The organism is Pedobacter gandavensis, from assembly GCF_032678465.1.
GTDB lineage: Bacteria > Bacteroidota > Bacteroidia > Sphingobacteriales > Sphingobacteriaceae > Pedobacter > Pedobacter gandavensis_B.
In genome coordinates, this window is record NZ_JAVTSK010000002.1 from 50,262 (window position 1) to 76,594 (window position 26,333).

Genomic DNA, 26,333 nt, shown 5'->3' on the forward strand with positions numbered 1-26,333 from the left:
GGTGGTGGTTTGTTGATTTATTTTGTTTTTTGAATGATGACTTTATTTTGTTCAATGCCAAATTTGACAGCTCCCGTTCCTTCCAGTACTTTTAGGAAAGTAGAGAGTTTGCTGTCCCTTGGAATCACACCTGTGAAATGAAGATTTGGCACTTCAGTTCTGTAGACAACTTCTACGTTGTACCAGCGTTCCATTTGCTTCATAACTTCCTTGGTAGGCGTATTGTTAAATACAAAAATTTCGTTTTTCCAGGCCAGGGCTTCTTCCATATCAGCTGTGGTAATTCTCAGCGGACTCTCGTCTTTGGTGTTCAGCAATGCCTGCTGTCCCGGTTTTAAAATTTGGGAATCATCTTGTTGAATACGGCCAATTTTGATACTTCCCTCTGCCAGTGTTGTACTGATTTGAGATTGATCCTCATAAGCATTGATGTTAAATTTGGTCCCCAATACTTCCAGGCGTTGTGTATTCGCAAGCACCAGAAAAGGCTGGTGTTTATTTTTAGTGACCTCAAAATATACTTCTCCGCTGATGTTTACCCTTCTCTCTCCAGTCTGGAACATCGTTGGGAAACGAATAGAAGAAGCGGCATTAAGCCATACTTTCGTGCCATCGGGAAGGACAATCCGGTATTGGCCACCTTTAGGTGTAGATACGGTATTGTATTTTAAGTCTTCCGGAGCAAGGGATGTATTGGCAGCATGTTTATTGTAAACAAGTTGTCCATTTTTGCTCTGACTAAAATCAATGTCGCCACGTTGGGTCAGCTTTGTACTTTTAGTGCCATCTAAAACGACCTCTGTGCCATCGGCAAGTTTTAAGATCGCCTTATCGCCTCCAGGTTTAACTTCGTTTTTAAAAACAAGTTGCTGATTTGAAGAAGCTGGTGCGTGTAGGTGATTCATGTAGATACCGATACTGCTCGTTAAGACAATGGCAGCGGCGGCAGCGATTTTTTTCCAGCCAAAAGTATGGCGATTTAAGCGGATTTGATTTGTGTTGATGGCCACTTCAGATGCCGGATGCAATTTGTGGATCAAAGGCTTAGCAGCATCAATTCGCTGTTCAATTCCGGAGTATATGCGCTGGTAGACAGCGCTCTCGTCCATCCCGACAGTTGCAGGCCATTCTACGGTTTGTTTTTGCTGAGAACGGTACCATGTTAGCAATTGCTCCCGCTCCTCTACAGTACATGTACCATTGATGTATTTTTCAATTAATATAGCGGTATCGTGTTTTTTCATCCAGGTACGTTTGTTTTTTAGCAGGTTTGAACGCTCATTAAACTCTGATTTCTCCTGGCTAATTATTAGGTAGTACGCTGAACCCACTGGTTACCCTTAGTGCTATCTAAGAAAAAAGGATCTTTTTAAAAAAAAGATCCTTTTAATGCAGTATTCGTATATTATTTTAGAAAAATAGAGCAGGCGATGAGGAGTACGCCAGAATTATTTAGGTCTTTTCGGATCGTTTTTAGGGCTTTGGTAAGATGGGCCTCTACTGTTTTTTCTGCAATTCCCATTTCTTTTGAAATTTCAGGAATGCTTAAACCTTCATGTCGACTGTATTTAAAGACCAGTTTGCATTTTTCCGGCAATTGTTCTACAATTCCATCAATGTATTCCTGTAGAAATTTAGCCTGGATCTTTTCTTCATCTAATGCGATCAGGTCGGTCTGATAATTCTGTATGGCCAGTTCTGCTCTTCTCTTTTGTTGATGAATGCTTTTGAATATAGAAAACTTAACAGCGGTAGCTAAGTAGTTTTCAAGAATATTGATCTCAAGTAGTGCTCTTCTATTCCAGAGACCGATAAATACTTCCTGCACAATTTCTTCAGCCACAGCATGGTCTTTCGTATAATTATAGGAAACTGCAAGCAGTTTCTTCCAATAACGATTGAAGAGCTCTGTAAACGCAAGACGATTGTCCATACGTAGCTCCAGCAGTAATTCCTGATCAGAAAAATTATGATAAATCCCCATATATCCCGAGGCTAATGTAGGGATAAAACAATTTTATTTCTGTATCAATCAGATTTATGAATTTTTTATTCAGGAAAAACAGCCAGTGTTTTTTGTGGAACGAAGATCAGCAGAACAGAGGAAGCGTCTTAAACTTTAGACGCTGTAATAAGCCATGTGTAGGGATCTGGTAGGGTTGACTAGGGCTCCAGACCCTAGGATTGCTTTACTATAGCCCTGTTTTTTATCCATATTACTGCCTGTTTGTCGGGCTTCATCCTTCCTTCAACGGCATGAATTTTTCCTTTTACCTTCCATTCGAGCGCTGTAGCAAGGGCGATTTTTGTAATTCTTCCCAATTGCATTATGACCTCTTCTTTAGCTTTTAAAAGCATGGTATGCTACATACGGTTCCTTTATAATCGAAATGAGGAAAGCTCCATTTCATGAATTCGGAAGTATCCGGACAAGCTTCATGAATCAGTTTCCTGAAGTATTTAAGGATGGCTTGTGCAAAGGTTCTTATTTCTCCAGGATTCATTCCTTGATGAATGATCTAATTAATAAAAAGTAAAGGGGCTCAGCTGTGAAGACCAAATTTTGTGTCAGCGCTCTTTTACATAATGCTGACAGCTAAAACCTGTTCAAAAGACGGGTATATGCTGATTTTATACTACTTTTGCTCGTGGCCAGGTCATTTTTTAAATGCACCTGTCTTTTTACATTTGTACCATTATCTCATTATATATGGATGCTAATTCAAAGCTGGCTTTAGTGTTGAACGACAATGATTTGTCTGCAGAACTGAAAGCAATAGCAAATAAAGTTCAGAACCAGGAAAGAATCACCTTCGATGAAGGCGTATATCTGTATGAACATGCCGAACTAGGTTATTTAGGGGTTTTGGCGAACTATATCAGGGAGCAAAAACACGGCGACAGGACCTTTTTTAACCGTAATTTTCATATTGAACCTACCAACGTTTGTGTGTACGACTGCAAATTTTGTTCTTATTCCCGTTTGATCAAACAACGTGAAGAAGGATGGGAGATGAGTGTAGAAGGAATGATGGAAGTGCTTAGAAAATATGATAACGAGCCGGTAACTGAGGTGCACATCACAGGTGGTGTGGTTCCAAAACAAAATCTGGAGTTCTACAGTGACTTTTTCAGGAAGGCAAAAGCACATCGTCCTGACTTGCATATTAAAGCATTAACTCCGGTGGAGTATTATTACATCTTCAAAAAGGCAAAATTGACGCATTATGAAGGGATGAAATATTTGCAGGAAGCCGGTCTGGATTCTATGCCAGGTGGTGGTGCGGAGATTTTTCACCCGGAAGTAAGGGAGAAGATTGCGCATGACAAATGTAATGCGGAACAATGGTTGGATATTCATGAACAAGCGCATAAATTGGGCATGAAAACCAATGCAACGATGCTGTATGGACATATTGAAGCGTTCTGGCATAGGGTTGACCATATGGAGCGCCTGCGTCAGCAGCAAGATAAGTCCGGTGGTTTTCAGGCTTTCATTCCATTAAAATTCAGAAATCAGAACAACCAGATGGACAATGTGCCTGAGGTTTCTGTGATTGAAGATCTGAGAAATTATGCAATTGCAAGGATTTACATGGATAATTTTGACCATATCAAAGCCTATTGGGCGATGATTAGTCGCCAAACGGCACAACTTTCTTTAAATTTTGGTGTAGATGATATTGACGGTACTTTAGATGATACCACCAAAATTTACTCAATGGCAGGTGCTGAAGAGCAACATCCGGCCATGAATACGGAAGAATTGGTGAACCTCATCAAACAGGTCAACCGTCAACCGATAGAAAGAGATACCCTTTATAATGTCGTAACCGATTATACAGACTTCGTATTTGAAGCTGAAGTGAAGCCACAGTACTATAAATTGCCGGTCATCAATTCATGAAGAAAGAATTATACATCATCAGACATGGTGAAACAGATTTAAATAAACAGGGAATAGTTCAGGGAAGAGGGATCAATAGTGATCTTAATGAGACTGGAAGAGCGCAGGCAGCCTCATTTTATAAACTGTACAAGGATGTTCCATTTGATAAAGTCTATACTTCTACTTTAAAGCGAACCCATCAGACTGTGAAAGGTTTTCTTGAGGCAGGATTGCCATGGGAACAACTATCTGGTTTGGATGAGCTGGCCTGGGGTGTCTGGGAAGGAAAACCCAATGACGAAAATGCCATCGCTGCATTTAAGGGGATGATGGAGAAATGGCAATCCGGAGATTATGATAGTCATTTTGAAGGTGGTGAAAGTCCGAATCAGGTGAAAATCAGACTTCAGGAAGCGCTGGAGGTAATTGTGAATGCAGCAAATGAGGAAAAGGTATTGATCTGTATGCACGGTCGTGCCATGCGATTGTTCCTTTGCCTGTTAACCGGCAGACCTTTAAACGAGATGACAGAATTCCCGCATCAGAACACAACGCTCTACAAAGTCGAATTGAACGATGGTCGGTTTACGATCCTGGAGTTCAATAATACGGATCATTTAAAAACATTTCCAATTGAGTAAGATTAAAATTTCCGCAGTTTCTTATACCAATACCAAGCCTTTTATGTATGGTATTGAACATTCAGAACTGCTAAATAAAATAGATTTAAGTTTAGATATTCCTACGGATTGTGCGGCTAAATTAATCAATGGTCAGGTAGATATTGGTCTGATTCCTGTCGCCGCAATTCCTAATGTACCTCATGCACACATCATAGCCGATTATTGTATAGGCTCTGTAGGAGCGGTAAATTCTGTATTTGTGTTTAGCAAAGTACCGGTATCTGAGATTAAAACAGTGAAACTGGATAGCCATTCCCGGACTTCAAACAACCTGGCTAAAGTGTTGTTGAAATTCCATTGGAAACAGGAGGTCAGTTTTACAACTGATTTGGATGCCCAAACGGATGCGATGGTTTTGATTGGTGATCGTACTTTCGGTAAGAAATCAGACTATGCCTTTGCTTACGACATGGGCGAAGAATGGATGAAGTTTACTGGATTACCTTTTGTATATGCAGCCTGGGTAGCCAATAAATTGATTCCTGAGTCATTTATTGCCGAATTTAATCAGGCATTGGCTTTTGGCCTTTCACATCGCGCTGCGCTGTTAAAGGAATTGCCAGAAACTCCAAATTTCGACATGGAAGATTATCTGTTCCATAAACTGGATTTCGACTTAACCGATAAAAAACGCGAAGCATTGAACTTGTTCTTATCTTATATAGAACAAGTGTAACATTTATAGTTTTCAACAAAGCTTAAAGGTTAAGCATTCAGGTGCTATCTTTACAGTTTTGTAAATTAAAATACATTTTGGCTAAAGACAAGACTAAAGAGACACCTTTAATGCAGCAGTACAATGCTATTAAAGCAAAGTATCCAGGTGCATTATTATTGTTCAGAGTAGGCGACTTCTATGAAACATTTGGTGAAGATGCTGTAAAGACCTCCCAGATTCTGGGGATTGTACTTACAAGAAGGGGAAATGGACCGGGTGGTCATATTGAACTGGCGGGATTTCCACATCATTCTTTAGACAATTACTTGTCGAAATTGGTAAGAGCTGGACAAAGGGTCGCGATTTGCGATCAACTGGAAGATCCAAAAACTACCAAAACTATCGTTAAACGTGGTGTAACAGAATTGATTACCCCGGGTGTTGCCTATAGTGATAATATCCTGAGCCAGAAGTCCAATAATTACCTTGCTTCCGTATATTTCGATAAAACCGGATTGGGTGTGTCTTTTCTGGACATTTCTACAGGGGAGTTTTATGTGGCTCAAGGTAATGAAGAGTACATCGATAAGCTTTTACAAGGTTTTAAGCCTACTGAGGTCATCTTTCAAAAGAGTAAAAGGAAAGAATTCATAGAGATTTTTGGTGATAAGTTCTATACTTTTAGCTTAGACGACTGGGCTTTTACCAGCGATTATGCAAATGAGACCTTACACAAGCATTTTGAAGTGAATTCTTTAAAGGGTTTCGGGGTAGATAAATTGCCTAATGGGATTATTGCTGCGGGGGTTATCCTTCATTACCTGAATGAAACTGAGCATAAGAATTTAAAACATGTGAGTTCTATCGCACGTTTAGAGGAAGATAAGTACATGTGGCTGGATCGTTTTACGATTCGCAACCTGGAACTGGTGAGCTCTAATAATGAAAATGCGGTAACGCTCTTTCAGATTTTAGACCATACTTCTACGCCGATGGGTGCGCGTTTATTGCACCGTTGGATCATCATGCCGCTTAAGGAACTGAAGCCGATTCAGGAACGTCTGGGGATGGTTGATTATCTGGTGAAAGACGAGGAATTGGTTGAAAAATTCTTAGGACACATTAAGCAGATCGGAGATCTGGAACGTTTGATTTCTAAGGTTGGTTTGTTAAAGGTTGGGCCAAGAGAATTGTGTCAGCTAAAGAAAGCCCTCTACCATATTGAATCGGTCAAAGACATTGCTAATGCTTCTGATAACCCATTTTTAATGGCTTTAGCAGCTCAGTTAGATCCTTGTTTATCCATCAGAGAGAAACTGGAGAGAGAGTTACAGCAAGATCCTCCTGCTTTGCTGATTAAAGGTAATGTGATTGCCGATGGGGTAGATGAAGAGCTGGATCGTTTGCGTAAAATTTCCTTCGGTGGAAAAGATTATTTAATAGAAATTCAAAAGAGAGAAGCGGCCATTACTGGTATCCCTTCCCTTAAAGTAGCTTTCAATAACGTTTTTGGTTATTATCTGGAGGTTACCCATACGCATAAAGATAAGGTTCCTACAGAATGGATCAGGAAACAGACGCTGGTTAGTGCTGAGCGCTATATCACGCCAGAGTTGAAAGAATATGAAGAGCAGATTCTGGGGGCTGAAGAGAAGATCATGGAGATCGAAATTCGTCTTTATGGAGAGCTAATGGCATTGCTAAGTGCTTATATCAAGCAAATCCAGCTGAATGCTTTTTGTATTGCACAATTGGATGTATTGCTGTGTTTCGCACAACTGGCGGTTAAAAATCACTATGTGAAACCGGTCATGAATAAAGGGAAAGGTTTGGACATTAAGGGTGGAAGACACCCGGTGATAGAAAAACGGTTACCGGTAGGCGAGGAATACATTACGAATGATGTTTTTCTGGACAATGTGACGCAGCAGATCATTATCATTACCGGTCCCAATATGTCGGGTAAATCGGCAATTCTGAGACAAACCGGATTGATTGTGTTGATGGCACAGATGGGATGTTTTGTCCCGGCTAAAGAAGCAACAATCGGTTTGGTGGATAAAATATTTACCAGAGTTGGTGCTTCAGATAACCTGTCCTCCGGGGAGAGTACGTTTATGGTGGAGATGAACGAGACCGCAAGTATCCTGAATAACATTTCGGAAAATAGCCTGATCTTATTGGATGAAATTGGTAGAGGTACCAGTACCTATGATGGGATTTCCATCGCATGGGCTATTGCTGAATTCCTGCATACCCATCCTACAGCCAAACCTAAAACACTTTTTGCAACGCATTATCATGAGTTGAATGAGCTGGCCAATACCATGACCAGGATTAAAAACTTTAATGTGTCAATCAAGGAAGTAGGGAATAAGGTGATTTTCCTGCGCAAATTAGTGCCGGGAGGTAGTGAACATAGTTTCGGTATCCATGTCGCAAAGATGGCGGGTATGCCACCTAAACTCATCAACAGAGCGAATGAAATTCTGAAAAAACTGGAAATCGACCGTACAGAGGGACAGAGCATTAAAGATAGCATTAAGAAAGTGCAGAATCAGGCTTACCAATTGCACATGTTTGCCATTGATGACCCGGTTTTAGTTAAAATAAGAGATACTTTAAATAACCTGGATGTGAATGTGCTGACTCCAGTTGAGGCGCTGCTGAAACTGGATGAAATACAACGCATCATTAAACAATAAACCATATGACCATTCATCAGACCGCTCTTAAAGGAAAATTTAAGCTGTTGATGTTGTTAATGGTATTGCTCGTTTTTTCGGCATGTAGTACAAGGAGAAATACGAATGTAAATACGACCGGCGCAAAGGCAGCAGTGGTGATGTCTCATTTGAAAAGCAAACCATTGTACCGTTTTATCAACGACTGGACCGGGGTAAAGTACCGTTTAGGAGGACTGGATAAACGTGGGATCGATTGTTCCGGTTTTGCCTTCCTGTTGCAAAAAAATATCTACGGCAATGAACTTCCAAGGCGTTCCAGCGATCAGGCTGGTGTGATCAAAACTAAAAGTGTTGGACAACTCAAAGAAGGGGACCTCATATTTTTCTCTTTTGGTGGTAGATCTGTTGACCATGTGGGGGTGTATTTAAATGATAATTTCTTTGTTCATGCTTCAACTACCCGTGGTGTGGTTGTAGATGATTTAAGTTTGCCAGCCTACCAAAAGGCTATGGTGAAAGCCGGTTCCTTCAAAAAATAGGAACAAAAGCGGAATACACCTGTTGTTCTATTACATCAATTGTAATTATGTATGACAGAGAGACCCACTTATCAAACCGGAATCATTGGAAATTGCGCTTTCCTCGCTCATGTAAATAAGAACACTAATATCGACTGGCTTTGCTGGCCAAGATTTGACAGCAGTTTCGTTTTTGGTGCTTTATTGGATGAAGAGAAAGGAGGTGAATTTTCTATTCTACCGGCTGCTGAGTATTTATCTAAACAGTATTATCTGGAAAATACGAATATCATTTGCACGGAAATCAGTAATCCGGAAGGCAGCTATCGCGTAACTGATTTTGCGCCACGTTTCCATCAGTTTGAGCGGTATTTTAAGCCATTGATGCTCATTAGGAAAATTGAACCCTTGACTGGAAATCCAAGGGTAAAAGTCACCTGTAAACCGGTATGTGAATATGGGGGGAAAAAGCAAAAAGCAAGCAGGGGAAGTAATCATCTCACATTTAGCGGGGATACTGAAGATATGCAGCTGAGTACCAATATTTCCCTGAGTTATATTGAAGATGAAAAGTATTTCGCTTTAAATGAAACAAAATACCTGATCTTAACTTATGGGAATGAATTGAATGCAGCCATTATCAGTACTGCGGAGCGGTTTTTAATGGAGACCAAAAAATATTGGCGCACCTGGATTAAACATTCCACGATCGTAGGTTTTTACCAGTCCTATATTATCCGGTCAGCACTTACTTTGAAAATCCATCAGTACGAAGACACCGGAGCAATCATCGCTGCAAGTACAACCAGTTTGCCGGAATCGCAGGGGACTGGCAGAAATTGGGATTACCGGTATTGCTGGATGAGAGATTCTTATTATGTGATCACTTCATTGAACCATATCGGGCATTTCGAGGAGATGGAGCGGTATTTTAACTATATCACTGATCTTTCTTTTAGAGATGATGAGCGTTATCAGCCACTATTTGGAATTGCGGGGGAAAGGGTACTCACCGAACATATTGTTCCTGATTTAAAGGGTTATCTGGGCAATACCCCCATAAGGATCGGAAATCAGGCATTTGAGCATATTCAGAATGATATTTATGGACAGGTACTGATTTCTATGTTACCCTTATATACAGACCGTCGTTTTATCTATTCGGAGCGAAAGGATTCTGAAATATGGTTGGATTCTCTGCTAAAAAAGATCGAACATACCATTGACGAACAAGATGCCGGGATTTGGGAATTTAGAAATCTTCCAAATATTCATTGTTACACTAATTTGTTTCAATGGGCAGGCGCAAATGCTGCGTTAAAAATGGCAAAGACTATTGAAAATCAGCATTTCCAGGATCGAGCACAGCTCCTGATTGATAAGGCTGCACAACATATAGAGGATTGTTATGATCCGGTTCGTAAAGTATATACGCATGCAGTTGGGAGTCCTTATCTGGATTCGAGTACTTTACAGCTGATTTTAATGAATTACCTGGACCCAAATTCAGAACGGGCAAAAGATCATTTGATTGCTTTAGAAGCAGAACTCAAAGCTGAAAATGGTTTGTTTTACCGCTACGTGCATAGTGATGATTTTGGTAAGCCGAAAACGACTTTTTTAATCTGTGCTTTCTGGTATGTAGAAGCCCTGGCCTGTGTTGGGAGATTAGATGATGCAATCAAAGAATTTGAATCGATCATCAAATATTCCAATCATTTACTACTGTTCAGTGAGGATGTCGATGAAGTTGATGGAGGCCAGTGGGGGAATTTTCCTCAAGCCTATAGTCATGTCGGTTTGATGAATGCTGCCCATCGAATTGCAGTGAAATTAGACAGGCCATCATTTTTGTAATTTCATTTAAAGCACTGGTTTATTGTTAAACCAGTGCTTTTTTACTATACCAGCTCTTTTAGTAGAGACCTGACTTCTTTGAAATCTTTGAGATAATATCGCGCTGCGGAAATATTGCTGCCCACTTTGATGGTGTAAGCTTTTGTTGGCAATGCCTTAAAGATGTCTTCATCCGTATGGTCGTCGCCAAGCGCTAAAATAAAATCTGGATTTTGTCCATATAGCCAGTGCTGTGCTGCTTTTCCTTTGTTGACTTCCACATTTTTAAACTCTATCACCTTGTTTCCAGGCATCATCTGTAAGCCTTTGTCGGCAATTACCATCCGAAGATGATTGACAATTTCGTTAGCCCTGAGTGCGCCCAGGCCTTCTTCAACCTTTCTATAATGCCATACCAGAGAGTAACTTTTTTCTTCAATGAATGATCCTGGCGTGCGGTCTGTATAGGTATCTAAAACCAGTTTTATTTCCTGTTTCCATTTGTCAGTGAGCAGAGGTAAAGGCTTCCAGTCGGTATGTTTGTGTTTTTGCCAGGCACCATGTTCTGCAATCATGTCCACATCTAGATGCCCGAACCATTGTTCTAATGTCTGGTAATTCCTGCCGCTAATGATAATAATTTTATTAGCAGGATCTTGTGTGAGTTGCTTTAAAATGGTATACAGCTCTTCATCTGGTGAGGCTTGATTGATATCGGCATGAAAGCCCACAAGTGTTCCATCATAATCCAGAAATATGTACCTGTCTTTTGAATTTTTATAATCAATATTGATTTGATTCTTAACCGATGTCACTGCATGTTTAGTATGTAATGATTCCTGCATCGTTTTGACCTCTTTTAATTTATCCATAAAGTTTTTCACCCAAAGGTGTATGTTGAATTTGCTGACAATTGCCCGCATGCTTTTCATTCTGCTTTGCTGTTCTTGTGGCGACATGTTGATGGCCTGAATCATGGCTTCAACAAGGTCCTCGATGTTGTTTGGATTTACAATTAAAGCATCGTTGAGTTCTTTGGAAGCACCAGCCATTTCACTTAAGATCAATACGCCATCCTCGTTTGGTCTGGATGCAACATATTCTTTGCTGACCAGGTTCATCCCATCCCGCATTGGGGTAACCAGGCAGATGTCTGCCGCACTGTAGATTGCGGAAAGGAATTCTACGGAAAATGAGCGGTAGAAATAGTGTACTGGAACCCAGCTAATCGTTCTGAACTTTGCGTTAATGTTGCCTACAAGTTGGTCTATCTGGTCTTTTAGCTCTTTATATTTTGGAACGGTGTCTCTGGATGGAACCACAATCATATATAACGCTAGTTTTCCTATATATTCCGGATGATTTTGCAGCAATAATTCTAAAGCCTGTAGCCTTTGTAAAATCCCTTTACTATAGTCCAGACGATCTATCGTGAGAATGGTCTTGATGTTTTTTAAATTGGTTTTAATGGAGGTATTGAATTTTTCAACCTTCGGATCTCTGGTAAGGCGATCAAATTTTTCATTGTCTATCCCCATAGGAAATGCTTCTACGACCACCTGTCTGTTTTTATAGTTCAGAATGTTGTCTGAAGGATTGCTGGGCGATAAGCGCGATGCAGCACTGATAAAATGCCTTGCATCATCAAAGGTATGGAAACCCAATAGATCCGCTCCAAGCATTCCTGCAATGATTTCTGCTCTCCATGGGATGAGTCTGAAGATTTCAAAAGAGGGAAATGGAATGTGCTGGAAGAAACCAATCGTCACACTAGCTTGCATTTCCCGGATTAAATCTGGCAACAACAAAAGCTGATAATCCTGTACCCAGACTCTATCGCCACTGGAAAGGTGCTGCATGACCGCCTGTTTGAATTTCTCATTTACCCCCTTGTAAGCTTCCCAATAGGATTGCTCGAAATTTGCATAAGTGACCAGGTAATGAAACACCGGCCATAGAATTTCATTTGAAAATCCTTCATAATAACCGTTTATTTCTTCGGGACTCAAAAAGACTGGTATGAGGTTCAATGCAGCTAGTTTCAGGCTGACTTCTTTTTGTCTTTCTTCAGGGATTTCAATGCCGGGCCAGCCAATCCAGATGTTACTTCCTTCTTTATAGATGGAGTCAAGACCAGTGGCCAAACCACCTTCGCTGGGACTCAATTCGTAGACGCCGTTTTCTTCTGTTATTTTTACCGGTAATCGGTTGGAGATGATGATGGTTTTACTTTCTCTTATCATTATATTAAATTATAACGATCTATATTGCTTTTTGTTTTTCTTTTTTTAACCATTTGGTATTATTTAGGTCTTTTTTCAAAAAACACTAATTCTGGTTCATCAAAGATGAGATGAGCTCGAAGTGGATGTTCATCATATGTATCTTCGCTTAGGTAAAAGGATTAAACTCCTGGAAAGTAAACCTGGCTCGTTAAAGGGGCTGTGATGCTCCTGTTAGTGTGGAACGATTGGAGTGTATGATTCAGCTGTTAAGGGAGTATACAGTTGAGCCGGAAAGTTTGGGGAATTAGATGGGAAAATAAGATGATCAACGTATATTTGTATCATCGCTCATTTAGAGTTAAACCATTATGCCTATACCTAATCAAGAGGATTCTTTCTGGAATAAATACAAGAAATTTGCAACTACTGAAATCCTGATGTATTTGATTATGATTATTGGTATAGGCCTGGGTTTGATCATACTCAGTTAGTTAGAGTTTGTACACTATCCTGCTGTGGTCGGCAGCATTGATGTCGTTTATAAAAGTGCTGAATTCCTTAAATTGCGCAGCAGGATAACTACCATCATTAAGTATCATTTTTCTATGGTAAACTATGGTTTTTCCTTCAATTCTCAGGGATGCTGTATAGCTGCCAAATGGGCTGTTGATTTGCTTATTTGTAGGTAATGATTCTATTTTGTAACCCTCTGGAAGCTGGTAAATCAATTCATCCTCATCTGTATAACCTCTATTGATATATACTTTTAAGGTTCTGTTTTTCATCTCCGGAATAGTTTTGGTTTTATTAAAGAGGTTGAGTTCCAAATAAAAGAGATTGTTGTTTTTTGCGGCGTATTTCTGGATACTTAGTTGAAGCGATGTTGTCGTTTTAGGTGTTAAACTTTTATCCTGATTCAGCTCTAAGTCACTGAAGTTGATATTGTCTATGTCGTAAGTCTCTTTTAATAGTTTCAGCTGTTCGGTCTTGGTTTGTCCGATTAAGTTATTGTTGCTGTCATACTGCGCGCCGCTATGAATGGTTTTAAGTTGACCGTTTATATTTCCAAGTGTGTCAATCTGAAGCGTAGCCTTTGTATTCAATAGGTTCATTGCAGTGCTGAGCTTGGGTGTGCGAAGTATTTTGCCTCCTTCAGGCGTACAGGCGAAAACGGTTCTATCATCGGTAAAATCCCCTAGGTAGCCAAAAGGATTTTCGGAACTGGTACATTCCAGCCAAACAGTGTCTGTTTTTAGAGGTAGGGCCAGAATGATATGATTTCCCTGTTCCATACCTGCAAAGCTGGGATCAATATCCTTTTTTGTGGATCCGGCATTTACTACACAGTATAAGGATGGGATGCCTACAGTTTTTAACAGTGTTTGGGTATAATTGACTAAAGCTTTACAATCTCCATAAGCCAGTTGCTGAACTTCCGCAGCGGGCATAGGTTGAAAACCACCAATTCCTATTTGTACACTGATATATCTGGTCTTTTTTTGTACATATTCATAAATCTTTTTTGCTTTTTCCCGCTCATCATTTATCCCATTGACCAATGCTTTTACTTCATTGATGGCAGATTCAGGGAGCAATTGTCGATTTTTAATTAAGTCGTCATACACCCATTTGCCTAATTCTTCCCAATTCTGATAACTCCCTTTATGACCATAATAACTAAATTGTTTTGCTGCAATCCGTACCGATGGGAGGTAATCATCCGGATCGGGAGCGAAGGGCTCTCTTTTTCGGGCAGCTATATTGTTCATTTGCCAGGTATAGCTTTTTGTTTTTTCTGTAGTTTGTATTTCAGCTTTTCCTGGGGAATTTCTTTCCTGGATTCGAACTTCATCTTCAGGTTTTGAAATGAATACATATTTGCTGTGTTCGATAGATTGATCCGCGTAAGGATTGGGATACCATTCAGGAAGAATGAGGTTCTGTTTGTTCCGGAGTTCATATTCATAAACAACGGTATAGGGATAACTGATCAGCTGTGGACTGTAGTATTTTACCCGGTAATCAACATAAAGGCTCCCTTTGCTTACTGCACTCTCATCACTAAAATCACTTTGTGAAAACTTATAGATTTGCTTTCCATAGGCATCAATTACCTGACCTTTTATGCGCTGAATAACGGTACTTTTATCGTAATGGATGGCTAATTCGGCTCTGGCATCACCATTTTTATTCCAAACAGTAACCACTTTTTTTACAGCAATCAACACCTGATCAATGTCCTTCATATCTACTGTGGTTTGCATATCCCGGATCACAGAATTTGCATTGCTTTTTAAGCCCGCTGGGATTTGATCAATCGCATACTCGGATTGAGAAAAGCATGGTGAAACTACGCATACTGACAGCAAGAACAGCATCAACTTTTTCATTTACTTCGTTTTTTTAAGGATGATATCTGTCTTTTGATTTTGAATAACCTGGCTGTAAAATTCTTTTAATGAAAGGTATTCTGAGGGATCATAAATTGGTTTATTCAGTTGTAAAAGCTGGGTAAAGGTGATGGTCTGGTCTGCGAATATGGTGTTGGTGAGGTATCTGCCTCCGTTTTCTGCAAGGCCAATACTCATGTTTTTCGGTTGAGCTTCCATTACATAACCTTCCGGAAGGCTTAGCTGAACGGTAATCCTGGATTCTAAACCTGTACCTAAATTAACCGGATATGTTCTTTCATTAAGGTTAAATGGATTTTTACTGATATGGTCGATGAAAAATGGACTGAAGAAAAGTTTCGACATTTGATCTCCATCGTAGGAATTGACAACAAGCTCATATTTTTCTACCAATGGGAGCTCAAGACTATCCAGATTGATTATTTTATGTTGATCAATGCTGATTTTTGGCATTTTCTCATCCAGTTTTTCTACATATTCTTCGATGGAACCGGCCTCTTCAATTGCTTTTCTTTTTTTTAATGCTGTATATCCGGAAGAGTAGGTCGTTAATTCTCCTTTTATCTTTCCATCAGGTCCTAAAGTGGCATTAAAACTATAACGGGAATAATCCTTTTGACCTGGTTGTACATCGTACCAATAGGATGGTTTTTTCAAGCTGATCACTCTTCCTTGTCCGTTGATGCAATGCAAAGGGAGCATCCCAAATGGTAACAATGGTACAGAAGCATCGAGCAAATAGCTCTTTTCGCCGATGTTGAGTTTTACCACCACATAATTGAAATTACTAATTACTGGAAATAAGCGGTTCAGTTCACCATTGTTGCGGGTGGAAAGAATTAAAGCTTCCGCATCCAGATTTGCAGCATCCAAGGCAGAGATTAAGGCCAGATTGATATCCCCGGTATTACCTGAATGACTCTCTAATGCCTTTTTAACAGCAGTTTCACTGTAGATGCCAATGTATCCATTGGATTTGATGTGCTTTGAGATGTAGTTATAGATGGCTTTGGCTTTTGAAAGATCGTCTGTGGTGTGCTCTAAAATCTCAGGCATCAGCTCTTTAAAAGCATCTTTCTTTTTCATTTGGCTACCAAATGAACGATCAGAAACCAGTTCATTGTCAATGTTTTTCCAGGTCTTGGTTACATTGACTTTGGCACCAGATAATAAGGTGTAATCCGATAACTCGAAGTAAACGGCCGATATGAAATTAACAGGAGAAGTCATGTAATCTTCTTCTATAAATGCAGGTATATCTTTCATTACGTAAGTCATCTTTGAGCAATCAATCGACGTTCCGTTTATCCGCATACATTCTCTATTGACTTCTGCCTTGGTATCGCTGAGTTTCAATGGGCCTCTTAATACTACATTATAGTTGTATAAAGCAGGAATAAAGGCGATAAACTCACTATAGAGTTTGGGAATGCCCGACTGGAAGTTCCAGGACTTAAAGTTAAAAACCTGAGGAATGTTAACCTGATAACTATATTCTATAATGCTACCATCCTGAAGATTAGGGAGTGTAAACTTAGTTTGGGCAGTGTATTTATTGTTTTTCTCGTTAAATATTTTTTTAGGATCAAGGGCAGTCTCTTTAAACCTGCCATCAACATAATTAATGGTGACCGCCTTGATTTCTATGATTTCATCCTCCTTTTCGCCGTAAATGCGTCTGGGAATTGTGATATTACCATGTTCGTAACCCTGTTTATTAAATATTTTAATCCGGACATGGTAGTTATATGAAATGTATAACCTTCCATCTTGGTCATCAAGCTGCATTCTGGCGGATCCAAATTCCTTCAAAACAATTGCATTTGCACTGGAATCTATCACTGTATTTTTTAAATCAATATCTTCAAGGGTGACGGCAGCAAAGGGGAAATCCTGTGCATGTGTGCTGATTTTTGCAAGAAGAAGAAAGGAAAGGAGTAAAAAGTATTTCATTTGAGCTATTAATTGAAACACGAAGTTAAGCTATTTAAGATAAATAAGAATTTTTCGCCTTAAATATATTTCCGCTCAATAGATTATTTCCCAGTATGGAATTCATCGTTATGGTATTTAGTGCATTACTAAATAAGTTCAGGTTTAATGAATGATTTTTACGACTTTTGAAGAGCTACCAAAGCGTTAATCATGAATTCTTTTGAATTCAAACCTTTAAAAATAGCAATATATACGAATGAAATTAAATTTAAACCGCCCTCTTGCTTTTTTTGATCTGGAAACTACAGGTGTTAATGTAGGTACAGATCGCATAGTTGAAATTGCCATTTTAAAAGCCATGCCCGATGGAACGGAGCAAATCAAAACGATGCGCATTAATCCAGAGATGCCGATTCCTTTAGCTTCTTCTCTAATTCATGGGATTTATGATAAAGACATCGCTAATGAACCCACTTTTAAAGAGGTGGCAGCTGAACTGGCCGAGTTTATTGGTGATGCTGACCTTGCTGGTTATAACTCCAACAGATTTGATATTCCGGTATTGCTGGAAGAGTTTTTAAGAGCAGGAGTAGATTTTGATATGTCAGACAGGAAATTTGTTGACGTACAGAATGTTTTTCACCAAATGGAACAACGCACATTACGTGCTGCATATAAGTTTTACTGCGATAAGGATATTGTTAATGCACATTCAGCTGAAGCTGATATTACTGCGACTTACCATGTGCTACTTGCTCAGATTGAGCGTTACAAAGACACTGAGTTTGAAGATAAACAAGGGAATATTTCTAAGCCAGTAAAGAATGATGTAGAGGCTTTACATATTTTCACGAATATGAATAAACCGGTAGATTTTGCTGGTAGAATGGTATTCAATGAACAAGGACAGGAAATTTTTAATTTTGGAAAACATAAAGGTAAAGTCGTAGAGCAGGTATTTGATACCGAACCAAGCTATTATGCCTGGATGAGACAAGGTGATTTTCCTTTGTACACCAAGAAAAAACTGGAAGAAATCTGGTTGAGATGGAGCAAGAAAAAGGAGCAGTTGAAACAAGAAAAACAACAGCAGACCGTGGCAGCTAAACCAAAACCAGTAGTAGGTTCTGGGGCAAGTAATGTGGTAAAACCTGCAAGTCCTCAAGAGAAAAAAACAAAGCCGGCAGTTGCGGTTACCACAGATATGTTGGAGCAACTAAAAATGAAATTCGGTAAATAAAGTAAATCACTCATAAAGGAAAAGAGGCTGCTCGGAAGTTAAAAGAACTTTAGGCAACCTCTTTTTTGTTTAAAAATAACATATATGCGAATCAAAAGAATCTCTTTTTTTGTATTTTTTATTGGGCTGGCTGGAATGGCTACTGCCCAGCAAAGTTTACCTGTTCCGGCAGAGATCCAGGCGGCCTTTGCTAAAGGAACGAGAGCTAAATCCGGAAAACCTGGGGCTAAATACTGGCAGAACACAGCCAATTACGATTTAAAGGTAGACTTTAATCCGGCAAGCAGAGCGTTAAAAGGAGTAGTAGAGGTGGTTTACTTTAACAATAGCCCGGATACCTTAAAGCTGCTTTGGTTTAAGTTATACCCTAACCTGTATAAAAAAGGGGTGGAACGTAGTACCAAGTTCAATGACCGTGATTTAAATGATGGGGTAAAGATTTCAGCTTTGCAAGCGGACGGACGTCAGTTAGCGCAGGATGCGATGACGATTGATGGCACTAACATGCAGTTGAAGATTGCTCCATTGGCACCAGGAAAACAAATCAAGTTAAAAATCGACTATCAGTATGACCTAAATAAAGGTTCCCATATGCGTACCGGACAGGTGGATGAAGGCTCACATTTTGTAGCTTATTTCTTCCCACGAATTGCAGTCTATGATGACATTGATGGCTGGAATAAGTTTCCTTACACCGGAGATGTGGAGTTTTATAACGACTTCTGTAATTTTAAAGGAGAAATTACTGTTCCTAAAAACTTTGTGGTTTGGGCTACCGGAGATTTGATGAATTCAAAGCAGGTGCTTCGCAAAGAGATTGCCGGACGCCTGGCAAAGGCAGAAAAGGTAGATGAGGTCGTAGATGTCATCAACGATCAGGATTTGGCAAATCAAGCAGTTACTGCAGCCCAGGCATTTAATACCTGGAAATTTGATGCGAAAAATGTGACAGATTTTGTGTTTGCCACCAGTGATCATTACCTATGGAAATCGACCAGTTTGGTTGTAGATCCTAAAACGGGTAGGAGAACACGTGTTGATGCTGCATTTAATCCAATTCATAAAGATTATTATGAGGTGATTGATTTTGCCCGTCAGACCGTACATGCGATGAGTTATACCTTCCCTAAATGGCCTTTTCCATATGCGCATGAGACCATCTTTGATGGTCTGGATCAAATGGAATACCCGATGATGGTGAACGATAATCCTGTGGAGAAAAGGCAGGATGCGATTACTTTAACGGTTCACGAAATTTTTCATACAATGTTCCCTTTCTATATGGGGATCAATGAAACCAAATATGCCTGGATGGATGAGGGTTGGGCAACAATAGGGGAATGGCTGATTGGTCCAATGATTGACACCACAATGGTGGACGAATATGGTATTGCGCCAACAGGCATGACCTCAGGTACAAAAGATGATACCCCAATTGTTACCTTAAGTACAGCACTCAAAGGTGCAGGAGCTTTTACCAATTCTTATCCTAAACCTGGATTGGGTTATTTATTTGTTAAAGATTACCTGGGAGATGAACTGTTTATCAAGGCTTTGCACCATTACATCAGATCGTGGAATGGAAAACATCCTATGCCCTACGACTTTTTTAATAGTATGAATGAGGGTTCTGGTAAAAACCTGGATTGGTTCTGGAAGCGTTGGTTTTTTGAGGAAGGGGTCACCGATATGGCGATCACTGCAGCGACTAAAGTACCAGGTGGTTATGACATTAGTATTAAGAATAAAAGCAATAAACCTTTGCCTGTAGATCTGAAGTTTACATTTGATGATGGTTCTACTGAAGACCTTCATAATAATATTGGAATATGGGAAAAAGGGGAGGATCAGGTTATCATTAAGCTGAATACCAATAAAGGACTGGTAAAAGTTGAGTTGGGTAGTGCTCATGTGCCAGACAAAGATAAATCTGATAACGTGTTACGCCTTTAATTAAGCGTGTTTTCATGTCAGGTTCTAAAATGAGTTGACATAAATATAGCCACAAAAAAAGCGCATTGATCAATGCGCTTTTTTTGTGGAACTAAATTCTCTTTTAAGTTTTTAGTGTTTTCTGATTGTTAAGTAGCATCACCAAGGCTTTTTCACAATAATAATTGAAGTTCTTCTGGTATTCCTTCAATGTGTTCGCCCTTTTTAAGCATAGTTATTTGGTGGTTTTAATGAAGTCAATGTTCCTGCTGAGTCCTTTAAACTTTGTGCGTTTCACAGCCGAATTCTTGAAAATGGTTTTGAATACATCTTCTGTAATGTCCATCCAATCTTCCTTTTTCATATTAAGCAGGTTCTGATTGGGTTGAAATTTTGGTTCTGTATGTGGAACAGAAAACCGGTTCCATGGACATACATCCTGACAAATGTCGCAACCAAACATCCAGTTCTCCATTTTATCATTAAATGATTTTGGGATTTCATCTCTGAGCTCTATGGTCAGGTAAGAAATACATTTTTTTGCATCAATAATATAAGGGGATAAGATCGCATCAGTTGGACAGGCATCTATACATTTGGTACAGGTACCACAATGATCGGTTTCGAATGGTTGATCGTATGCTAATTCCAGGTCTATGATCAGTTCTGCCAGAAAGAAGAAGGATCCACTTTTTTTGTTGATCAGATTGCTGTTTTTTCCAATCCATCCGATACCTGCACGTTTTGCCCAGGCGCGATCCAGCACTGGTGCTGAATCAACAAAAGCCCGGCCGGAAACTTCTCCGATTTGTGCTGTGATAAAGCTAAGTAATTGAAATAGTTTGTCTTTGATGACCAAATGATAATCCATTCCGTAGGCATATTTGGATATTTTTGGTGCTTCAGGATCTTGCTGTTGGCTTTCCGGATAATAATTCAGGCTTAGGGAAATCACAGATTTCGCATCATCGACCAGGAGTCTTGGATCCAGTCTTTTGTCGAAATGATTCTCCATATAATTCATTTCTCCATGGTGCTGATCTTTTAGCCATTTTTCCAGTCTGGGTGCTTCTTCTTCCAGGAAATCAGCCTTGGCTATACCACATTGCATGAAGCCTAGTCGGAGGGCCTCCTCTTTAATTAACGCGCTATATTTTGCCGGATTATTCAACATCTGGATGCAAAGATAAGGTTTAGCAATAAAACCTTTTAAAAGATAGGCTGTTATTACATTAAGCCATCATATAGAAATCATGGAAAATAACAAAGAGCCCGGCTATGAGGAACCATTAAAGCCACATAAGCCTATAGAAACCAATTATCAGAAACATCAGGAAGATCCTGGCCCTTCGCGTCAGGCCGTTGATGAATATGATAAGAACGGTGCGGCAGTAGCTTTAAAATGGATTATTCCAATACTAATCATCGCATTGCTCATTTATTGGTTATTCTTTAAATAGCACCAAAAATTAGCTTGATGGTGCTATTACCCGCTTTTATTTGAACAGCAAAATGCTATTTAAGTAAACGTACCTCATAAAGATCCTTCCGACGATCTTTCAGGATTCTTACGGTTCCGAAATGATGAATCTCATCTAAGAGGTGTAAATCCACATCTACAACCAGCATCATCTCTGTATTAGGGGTACTCTCTGCTTTAACTGCATTGGTGGGAAAAGCGAAATCTGATGGAGTGAATACTGCGGATTGCGCAAACTGGATGTCCATATTGTTTACCTTAGGTAAATTACCTACACAACCAGCAATTGCTACATAACATTCATTTTCTATGGCTCTTGCCTGTGCGCATCTTCTTACTCTCGTGTATCCATTTTGCGTATCTGTTAGGAAAGGGACAAACAAAATCTGCATGCCCTGATCCGCGTAGATTCTGCTCAATTCGGGAAATTCAACATCATAACAAATCAGGATCCCTACCTTACCACAATCGGTGTCAAATACCTGGATCTTATCTCCACCTACCATTCCATAATATTTCTGCTCATTGGGTGTAATGTGAATTTTTCTGAATTCATCTGTTTTTCCGCTTCTGTGACATAAATAAGTGACATTATACAACTTATTGTCCTCTACAACAGGCATGCTACCTGAGACGATATTTACATTGTAGGAAACGGCATATTCCTGTATTCTGCTTACAATTTCTTCAGTAAACTCCGCCAGTTTACGCATGGCTTCCATTTCCGGGAGGTCGTTGTAGGGTTCTAATAATGGAGTATTAAAGAATTCCGGAAACATGATGAAATCTGACTGATAGCCGCTTACTGCATCCACAAAAAACTTTACCTGTTCATAAAAACCATCAATATCCGGGAATAGACGCATTTGCCATTGGACTAATCCGATTCTGATGGTCTTTGCTGATCGTGCAGAGGCATCCACACCCCGATAGTAAATGTTATTCCACTCTAAAAGTGTAGCATAATCTTTAGACTCATGATCTCCGGGAAGGTAATTTTTCAAAACTTTTCTAACGTGAAAATCATTAGATAGCTGGAAGGTGAGGGTAGGATCAAATATTTCTTTCGCTTTTACCTTATCGATATATTGACGAGGTGTGAGGGTATCCGCATATTGGTGGTAATTTGGAATTCTGCCACCGGCAACAATACTTTTAAGGTTTAGACTTTCACAAAGTTCTTTTCTGGCTTCATATAATCTGCGTCCTAATCTTAGTCCACGGTATTCAGGATGTACAAAGATTTCAATGCCATACAGTACATCGCCTTCCCGGTCATGTGTGGAGAAGGAATAATCACCAGTAATGTTTTTGTAAGTATGTTTATCGCCATATTCATCGTAATCTACAATAATAGATAAGGAACAAGCCACTACTTTATCGTCTACTGAAATGCAGAGCTGACCTTCAGGAAAGAGTTTCAGCAACCTTTCAATGCTACTTTTACTCCATATTTGCCCGCCCAGGGTATCATAGGCCTGGCTCATGGATTCCTTTAAATCATTATAATCTGCTAAAGTGAGTTTTCTTAATTCTATGTTCATATACCTAAGTTTAGTAGATGAACACAGAAATGATGCCTAAAGCAGGTAGATCGTTAAAATAGTTTGCCTGTTTGTCCGGGGAAATTTCTTTCCAGATGCTTATATGCCGCTTCTGTGACTTCTCTACCACGTGAGGTACGCATCAGGAAGCCTTCCTGAATAAGAAAAGGTTCATAAACTTCTTCTATGGTCCCTTCATCTTCACCAACAGCGGTAGCAATAGTTTTCAAGCCTACGGGACCACCTTTAAATTTGTCTATAATAGTGACCAGGATTCTATTGTCCATTTCGTCCAAGCCATGTTCATCCACATTTAAAGCTTTTAAGGCATATCTAGAAATTCCTGTATCAATTTTACCATTCCCTTTGATTTGTGCAAAATCACGTGTACGTCTGAGTAAAGCATTGGCAATACGAGGGGTTCCTCTGCTACGGCGGGCAATTTCATAGGCACCTTCTTCGGTGATGGGCGTTTTTAGAATGGCTGAGGAGCGAAGTACGATGGTAGTCAGTAGTTTTGCGTCATAATAGGCCAGTCGGGAGTTGATACCAAATCGGGCTCTTAATGGCGCTGTCAAGAGTCCGGAACGGGTGGTTGCACCAACTAATGTAAAAGGATTCAGACTGATTTGCACAGAACGGGCATTTGGGCCGCTTTCTAACATGATATCGATCTTAAAATCTTCCATAGCTGAATACAAATATTCCTCTACTAAGGGACTTAGGCGGTGGATTTCATCGATAAACAGGATGTCACCTTCGTCCAGACCAGTTAATAAACCGGCAAGATCCCCAGGTTTATCCAATACCGGGCCTGAGGTGACTTTAATACCTACACCCATTTCATTGGCAATGATATAAGAGAGCGTAGTTTTACCAAGTCCCGGAGGACCATGTAATAAAACATGGTCTAAAGGTTCTCCGCGTAACTTTGCAGCCTCCACAAATATCTTTAGGTTCTCCATGATCTTTTCCTGACCTGTAAAGTCTTCAAATGCCTGCGGACGTAATACTTTTTCGATATCTCGTTCAATAGGGCTTAAGCTTTCAGCGTTTGGGTCCAGATTTTCATTCATGGCGTAAAGTTAGTATAAAAGGCTTAAAATTGATATTATTTGCTAAATTTATTAGCTACGACTGCTTCTTTAATGCCCTTTGCGTAGTTATAAAAGCCTTCTCCAGATTTTACACCTTTGTTTCCGGCATTAACCATATTGACCAATAGTGGGCAAGGCGCATATTTAGGATTTCCGAAACCATCATGGAGTACATTTAAGATGGCCAGACAAACATCAAGTCCGATGAAATCGGCCAGTTGAAGTGGGCCCATCGGATGCGCCATTCCTAGCTTCATCACGGTGTCAATTTCAGAAACGCCAGCAACACCTTCGTAAAGGGTGTATATTGCTTCATTGATCATAGGCATTAAAATCCTATTGGCAACAAAGCCAGGATAGTCGTTTACTTCTACTGGGCTCTTGGCTAGTTTTGTTGAAAGGTCCATCACGATTGCTGTTGTTTCATGACTGGTGGCATAGCCTCTGATGACTTCTACCAACTTCATCACTGGAACAGGGTTCATGAAATGCATGCCTATTACTCTGTCTCCACGCTGTGTGACTGAAGCTATTTTTGTAATAGAAATAGAGGAGGTGTTACTGGCCAGAATAGCTGCAGGTTTGGCAAAACTATCCAGATCCTTAAAAATCTTGAGTTTCAGTTCCAGATTTTCTGTTGCTGCCTCAATGATTAAATCTGCCTCAGCTACACCAGTTTTCAAATCAGTATAGTTAATGATGTTTTTAAGCGTACTAGCCTTCTCTTCTGCTGTGATGGTACCTTTACTCAGTTGACGATCGAGATTTTTGGATATGGTCGCGATAGCCCGTTCCAAAGCCTCATTGTTGATGTCAATTAAATTTACCTGATAACCAAATTGCGCAAAAGTATGTGCGATTCCATTGCCCATTGTTCCTGAGCCAATCACTGCGATGTTTTTCATTTAGTTTTTTATTAATAAGTTATGGTGCTAATCTATTGATAATCCATGAACCATCTACTAAGTGGTAATTGATTCTATCGTGTAGCCTACTTGGGCGTCCTTGCCAGAATTCAATATGAGTAGGATTCAGTATGTAGCCGCCCCAATGTAATGGGCGTGGAATTTCCTGTCCTTCATATTGAGCGCTCAATTGTTTCACTTTCTCTTCCAATACTTCCCGGTTTGGGATGACGCTACTTTGGGGAGAGGCCGTTGCACCAATCTGACTACCAACTGGACGGGCATGAAAATATTCAGTAGAGGCTTCAGGAGAAATTTTAGCCACCGTTCCGTCTATTCGTACCTGTCTTTCTAATTCCGGCCAAAAGAATACCAATGATGCTTGTGGGTTTTCTGCCAGGTCTTTTCCTTTATCACTGTTGTAATTTGTGAAGAAGACAAAACCATCCTCATCAAATCCCTTCAGTAAGACAATTCGTGCCGAGGGTTTTCCGCTGGCGCTCGCTGTAGCCAGTGTCATGACATTTGGTTCAAATAATTGTGCATCAACTGCTTCAGTAAACCACTTTTTGAATTGCAGGATAGGATTGCTTTCCACATCCGTTTCGGCCAGTTCTGCGGAACGATATTCCTGTCTTAGGTCGTGTAAATTTTTTTTATTCAGCTCCATACACAAAAATAGGTTTTAGTTTATTTAATATAATCGCTAAATTTCCGAAATGTTAAGTCGATTAGCGCCATCAGCGGGTAAATTATTAATTTCAGAGCCATTTTTAATGGATCCTAACTTTAAACGTTCTGTAGTTTTTGTGACAGAGCATCAGGAGGAGGGAACTGTTGGATTTATTTTAAATCATAAAAGTGCGTTATTATTGAGTGATCTGGTGCCAGATTTTACAGGTTGCAATTTTCCGGTATTTTTGGGCGGACCAGTTGCTGTAGACACAATTCATTTTATTCACCGTTGTTCCAGTTTACTAACGGATGGTGAAGAGATTGCAAAAGGAATCTATTGGGGTGGTAATTTCGAAACTTTGAAAATCCTGGTGAATAATGGACATATTCAATCTGAGGATATCAAATTTTTTATTGGTTATTCGGGTTGGACTGCTGAACAGTTAGAGGAAGAAATGAAAGAGAATACCTGGATTGTCTCCGATCAGTTTAATGCTGATCTGGTATTCTCTCACAATGAAGAAGAGTTATGGAAGGAAGTGATTATTAACCTCGGACCTAAATACGCCCATGTGAGTAATTTCCCTCAAAACCCTAATCTTAATTAAATAAGGTCGG

The 26,333-nt window shown here is 39.8% G+C and carries 22 protein-coding genes; 10 read left to right on the forward strand and 12 right to left on the reverse strand.

The features are described 5' to 3' along the window. Nucleotides 1-17 precede the first annotated feature (17 nt). The 4 genes from R2Q94_RS03310 to R2Q94_RS03325 form a co-directional block, all read right to left on the reverse strand. Complete coding sequence (locus R2Q94_RS03310; protein WP_316820015.1) at nucleotides 18-1,244, reverse strand: FecR family protein; 1,227 nt, start codon at nucleotides 1,242-1,244, stop codon at nucleotides 18-20. 161 nt (nucleotides 1,245-1,405) lie between these two features. After that, nucleotides 1,406-1,984 (reverse strand): RNA polymerase sigma-70 factor, encoded by a 579-nt coding sequence (locus R2Q94_RS03315; RefSeq protein ID WP_316820016.1) that lies wholly within the window; start codon nucleotides 1,982-1,984, stop codon nucleotides 1,406-1,408. Between the two features lie 194 nt (nucleotides 1,985-2,178). Then, nucleotides 2,179-2,358 (reverse strand): hypothetical protein, encoded by a 180-nt coding sequence (locus tag R2Q94_RS03320; RefSeq protein WP_316820017.1) that lies wholly within the window; start codon nucleotides 2,356-2,358, stop codon nucleotides 2,179-2,181. Next, nucleotides 2,349-2,504, reverse strand: coding sequence for a DUF1801 domain-containing protein (locus R2Q94_RS03325; RefSeq protein WP_316820018.1), 156 nt, complete (start codon nucleotides 2,502-2,504; stop codon nucleotides 2,349-2,351). The genes R2Q94_RS03320 and R2Q94_RS03325 overlap by 10 nt, the downstream gene beginning before the upstream one ends. 206 nt (nucleotides 2,505-2,710) lie before the next feature. Here R2Q94_RS03325 and mqnE point away from each other — a divergent pair, with 206 nt between their 5' ends. From mqnE to R2Q94_RS03355, 6 genes are all read left to right on the forward strand, one after another. After that, nucleotides 2,711-3,907 (forward strand): aminofutalosine synthase MqnE, encoded by a 1,197-nt coding sequence (mqnE, locus tag R2Q94_RS03330; RefSeq protein ID WP_316820019.1) that lies wholly within the window; start codon nucleotides 2,711-2,713, stop codon nucleotides 3,905-3,907. Beyond that, complete coding sequence (locus R2Q94_RS03335) at nucleotides 3,904-4,530, forward strand: histidine phosphatase family protein (protein WP_316820020.1); 627 nt, start codon at nucleotides 3,904-3,906, stop codon at nucleotides 4,528-4,530. Before mqnE ends, R2Q94_RS03335 begins: the two co-directional genes overlap by 4 nt. Then, nucleotides 4,523-5,248: a menaquinone biosynthesis protein gene (locus R2Q94_RS03340; protein WP_316820021.1), complete on the forward strand. Its 726-nt coding sequence runs from the start codon at nucleotides 4,523-4,525 to the stop codon at nucleotides 5,246-5,248. The genes R2Q94_RS03335 and R2Q94_RS03340 overlap by 8 nt, the downstream gene beginning before the upstream one ends. A 77-nt stretch (nucleotides 5,249-5,325) precedes the next feature. Continuing rightward, entirely contained in the window at nucleotides 5,326-7,935 is a 2,610-nt protein-coding gene (mutS, locus tag R2Q94_RS03345) for a DNA mismatch repair protein MutS (protein WP_316820022.1), read from the forward strand. Between the two features lie 5 nt (nucleotides 7,936-7,940). Then, on the forward strand, nucleotides 7,941-8,456 hold the full coding sequence (locus R2Q94_RS03350; protein WP_316820023.1) for a C40 family peptidase: 516 nt from the start codon (nucleotides 7,941-7,943) through the stop codon (nucleotides 8,454-8,456). A 51-nt stretch (nucleotides 8,457-8,507) separates the two neighbouring features. Then, nucleotides 8,508-10,292, forward strand: coding sequence for a glycoside hydrolase family 15 protein (locus R2Q94_RS03355; RefSeq protein ID WP_316820024.1), 1,785 nt, complete (start codon nucleotides 8,508-8,510; stop codon nucleotides 10,290-10,292). A gap of 44 nt (nucleotides 10,293-10,336) precedes the next feature. Here R2Q94_RS03355 and R2Q94_RS03360 read toward each other — a convergent pair whose 3' ends face one another. From R2Q94_RS03360 to R2Q94_RS03370, 3 genes are all read right to left on the reverse strand, one after another. Continuing rightward, on the reverse strand, nucleotides 10,337-12,514 hold the full coding sequence (locus R2Q94_RS03360; RefSeq protein ID WP_316820025.1) for a bifunctional alpha,alpha-trehalose-phosphate synthase (UDP-forming)/trehalose-phosphatase: 2,178 nt from the start codon (nucleotides 12,512-12,514) through the stop codon (nucleotides 10,337-10,339). Between the two features lie 473 nt (nucleotides 12,515-12,987). After that, nucleotides 12,988-14,886, reverse strand: coding sequence for a DUF3857 domain-containing protein (locus R2Q94_RS03365; protein ID WP_316820026.1), 1,899 nt, complete (start codon nucleotides 14,884-14,886; stop codon nucleotides 12,988-12,990). Next, nucleotides 14,887-16,860: a DUF3857 domain-containing protein gene (locus R2Q94_RS03370; RefSeq protein ID WP_316820027.1), complete on the reverse strand. Its 1,974-nt coding sequence runs from the start codon at nucleotides 16,858-16,860 to the stop codon at nucleotides 14,887-14,889. A 238-nt stretch (nucleotides 16,861-17,098) separates the two neighbouring features. Between R2Q94_RS03370 and R2Q94_RS03375 the strand changes: the two genes are divergently transcribed. Beyond that, nucleotides 17,099-18,082 (forward strand): exonuclease domain-containing protein, encoded by a 984-nt coding sequence (locus R2Q94_RS03375; protein WP_316820028.1) that lies wholly within the window; start codon nucleotides 17,099-17,101, stop codon nucleotides 18,080-18,082. Between the two features lie 84 nt (nucleotides 18,083-18,166). Then, nucleotides 18,167-20,035, forward strand: a complete 1,869-nt coding sequence (locus tag R2Q94_RS03380) for a M1 family metallopeptidase (RefSeq protein WP_316820029.1) — start codon at nucleotides 18,167-18,169, stop codon at nucleotides 20,033-20,035. A gap of 214 nt (nucleotides 20,036-20,249) precedes the next feature. On the opposite strand, the gene queG is transcribed toward R2Q94_RS03380, so the two are convergent. Further along, the gene (queG, locus tag R2Q94_RS03385; protein ID WP_316820030.1) at nucleotides 20,250-21,188 is read right to left on the reverse strand and encodes a tRNA epoxyqueuosine(34) reductase QueG; all 939 of its coding nucleotides are present in this window, start codon (nucleotides 21,186-21,188) and stop codon (nucleotides 20,250-20,252) included. A gap of 79 nt (nucleotides 21,189-21,267) precedes the next feature. Between queG and R2Q94_RS03390 the strand changes: the two genes are divergently transcribed. Beyond that, nucleotides 21,268-21,474, forward strand: a complete 207-nt coding sequence (locus R2Q94_RS03390) for a hypothetical protein (protein ID WP_316820031.1) — start codon at nucleotides 21,268-21,270, stop codon at nucleotides 21,472-21,474. A gap of 55 nt (nucleotides 21,475-21,529) precedes the next feature. On the opposite strand, the gene R2Q94_RS03395 is transcribed toward R2Q94_RS03390, so the two are convergent. From R2Q94_RS03395 to pdxH, 4 genes are read right to left on the reverse strand one after another with little or no spacing between them, the layout of a single operon-like run. Then, nucleotides 21,530-23,038 carry a bifunctional GNAT family N-acetyltransferase/carbon-nitrogen hydrolase family protein gene (locus R2Q94_RS03395; protein ID WP_316820032.1) on the reverse strand — a complete coding sequence of 503 codons (1,509 nt, stop codon included), beginning with the start codon at nucleotides 23,036-23,038 and terminating at the stop codon, nucleotides 21,530-21,532. A 53-nt stretch (nucleotides 23,039-23,091) separates the two neighbouring features. Then, nucleotides 23,092-24,114: a Holliday junction branch migration DNA helicase RuvB gene (gene ruvB, locus R2Q94_RS03400; protein WP_316820033.1), complete on the reverse strand. Its 1,023-nt coding sequence runs from the start codon at nucleotides 24,112-24,114 to the stop codon at nucleotides 23,092-23,094. A gap of 35 nt (nucleotides 24,115-24,149) precedes the next feature. Next, complete coding sequence (locus R2Q94_RS03405) at nucleotides 24,150-25,040, reverse strand: 3-hydroxybutyryl-CoA dehydrogenase (RefSeq protein ID WP_316820034.1); 891 nt, start codon at nucleotides 25,038-25,040, stop codon at nucleotides 24,150-24,152. Between the two features lie 19 nt (nucleotides 25,041-25,059). After that, nucleotides 25,060-25,710, reverse strand: coding sequence for a pyridoxamine 5'-phosphate oxidase (pdxH, locus tag R2Q94_RS03410; protein ID WP_316820035.1), 651 nt, complete (start codon nucleotides 25,708-25,710; stop codon nucleotides 25,060-25,062). Between the two features lie 49 nt (nucleotides 25,711-25,759). On the opposite strand from pdxH, the gene R2Q94_RS03415 reads away from it, so the two are divergent. After that, complete coding sequence (locus R2Q94_RS03415) at nucleotides 25,760-26,323, forward strand: YqgE/AlgH family protein (RefSeq protein WP_316820036.1); 564 nt, start codon at nucleotides 25,760-25,762, stop codon at nucleotides 26,321-26,323. Nucleotides 26,324-26,333: the final 10 nt, after the last annotated feature.

What these genes read in the sequence shown, in the direction of transcription:
- R2Q94_RS03390 (WP_316820031.1), top strand. Translation starts at nt 21,268, where the DNA reads ATGGAAAATAACAAAGAGCCCGGCTATGAGGAACCATTAAAGCCACAT.
- R2Q94_RS03360 (WP_316820025.1), bottom strand. Translation starts at nt 12,514, where the DNA reads ATGATAAGAGAAAGTAAAACCATCATCATCTCCAACCGATTACCGGTA.
- pdxH (WP_316820035.1), bottom strand. Translation starts at nt 25,710, where the DNA reads ATGGAGCTGAATAAAAAAAATTTACACGACCTAAGACAGGAATATCGT.
- R2Q94_RS03375 (WP_316820028.1), top strand. Translation starts at nt 17,099, where the DNA reads ATGAAATTAAATTTAAACCGCCCTCTTGCTTTTTTTGATCTGGAAACT.
- R2Q94_RS03315 (WP_316820016.1), bottom strand. Translation starts at nt 1,984, where the DNA reads ATGGGGATTTATCATAATTTTTCTGATCAGGAATTACTGCTGGAGCTA.
- R2Q94_RS03415 (WP_316820036.1), top strand. Translation starts at nt 25,760, where the DNA reads ATGTTAAGTCGATTAGCGCCATCAGCGGGTAAATTATTAATTTCAGAG.
- R2Q94_RS03405 (WP_316820034.1), bottom strand. Translation starts at nt 25,040, where the DNA reads ATGAAAAACATCGCAGTGATTGGCTCAGGAACAATGGGCAATGGAATC.
- R2Q94_RS03335 (WP_316820020.1), top strand. Translation starts at nt 3,904, where the DNA reads ATGAAGAAAGAATTATACATCATCAGACATGGTGAAACAGATTTAAAT.
- mqnE (WP_316820019.1), top strand. Translation starts at nt 2,711, where the DNA reads ATGGATGCTAATTCAAAGCTGGCTTTAGTGTTGAACGACAATGATTTG.
- R2Q94_RS03395 (WP_316820032.1), bottom strand. Translation starts at nt 23,038, where the DNA reads ATGAACATAGAATTAAGAAAACTCACTTTAGCAGATTATAATGATTTA.
- ruvB (WP_316820033.1), bottom strand. Translation starts at nt 24,114, where the DNA reads ATGAATGAAAATCTGGACCCAAACGCTGAAAGCTTAAGCCCTATTGAA.
- R2Q94_RS03380 (WP_316820029.1), top strand. Translation starts at nt 18,167, where the DNA reads ATGCGAATCAAAAGAATCTCTTTTTTTGTATTTTTTATTGGGCTGGCT.
- R2Q94_RS03310 (WP_316820015.1), bottom strand. Translation starts at nt 1,244, where the DNA reads ATGAAAAAACACGATACCGCTATATTAATTGAAAAATACATCAATGGT.
- R2Q94_RS03350 (WP_316820023.1), top strand. Translation starts at nt 7,941, where the DNA reads ATGACCATTCATCAGACCGCTCTTAAAGGAAAATTTAAGCTGTTGATG.
- R2Q94_RS03365 (WP_316820026.1), bottom strand. Translation starts at nt 14,886, where the DNA reads ATGAAAAAGTTGATGCTGTTCTTGCTGTCAGTATGCGTAGTTTCACCA.
- R2Q94_RS03370 (WP_316820027.1), bottom strand. Translation starts at nt 16,860, where the DNA reads ATGAAATACTTTTTACTCCTTTCCTTTCTTCTTCTTGCAAAAATCAGC.
- queG (WP_316820030.1), bottom strand. Translation starts at nt 21,188, where the DNA reads ATGTTGAATAATCCGGCAAAATATAGCGCGTTAATTAAAGAGGAGGCC.
- R2Q94_RS03320 (WP_316820017.1), bottom strand. Translation starts at nt 2,358, where the DNA reads ATGCTTTTAAAAGCTAAAGAAGAGGTCATAATGCAATTGGGAAGAATT.
- R2Q94_RS03325 (WP_316820018.1), bottom strand. Translation starts at nt 2,504, where the DNA reads ATGAATCCTGGAGAAATAAGAACCTTTGCACAAGCCATCCTTAAATAC.
- R2Q94_RS03355 (WP_316820024.1), top strand. Translation starts at nt 8,508, where the DNA reads ATGACAGAGAGACCCACTTATCAAACCGGAATCATTGGAAATTGCGCT.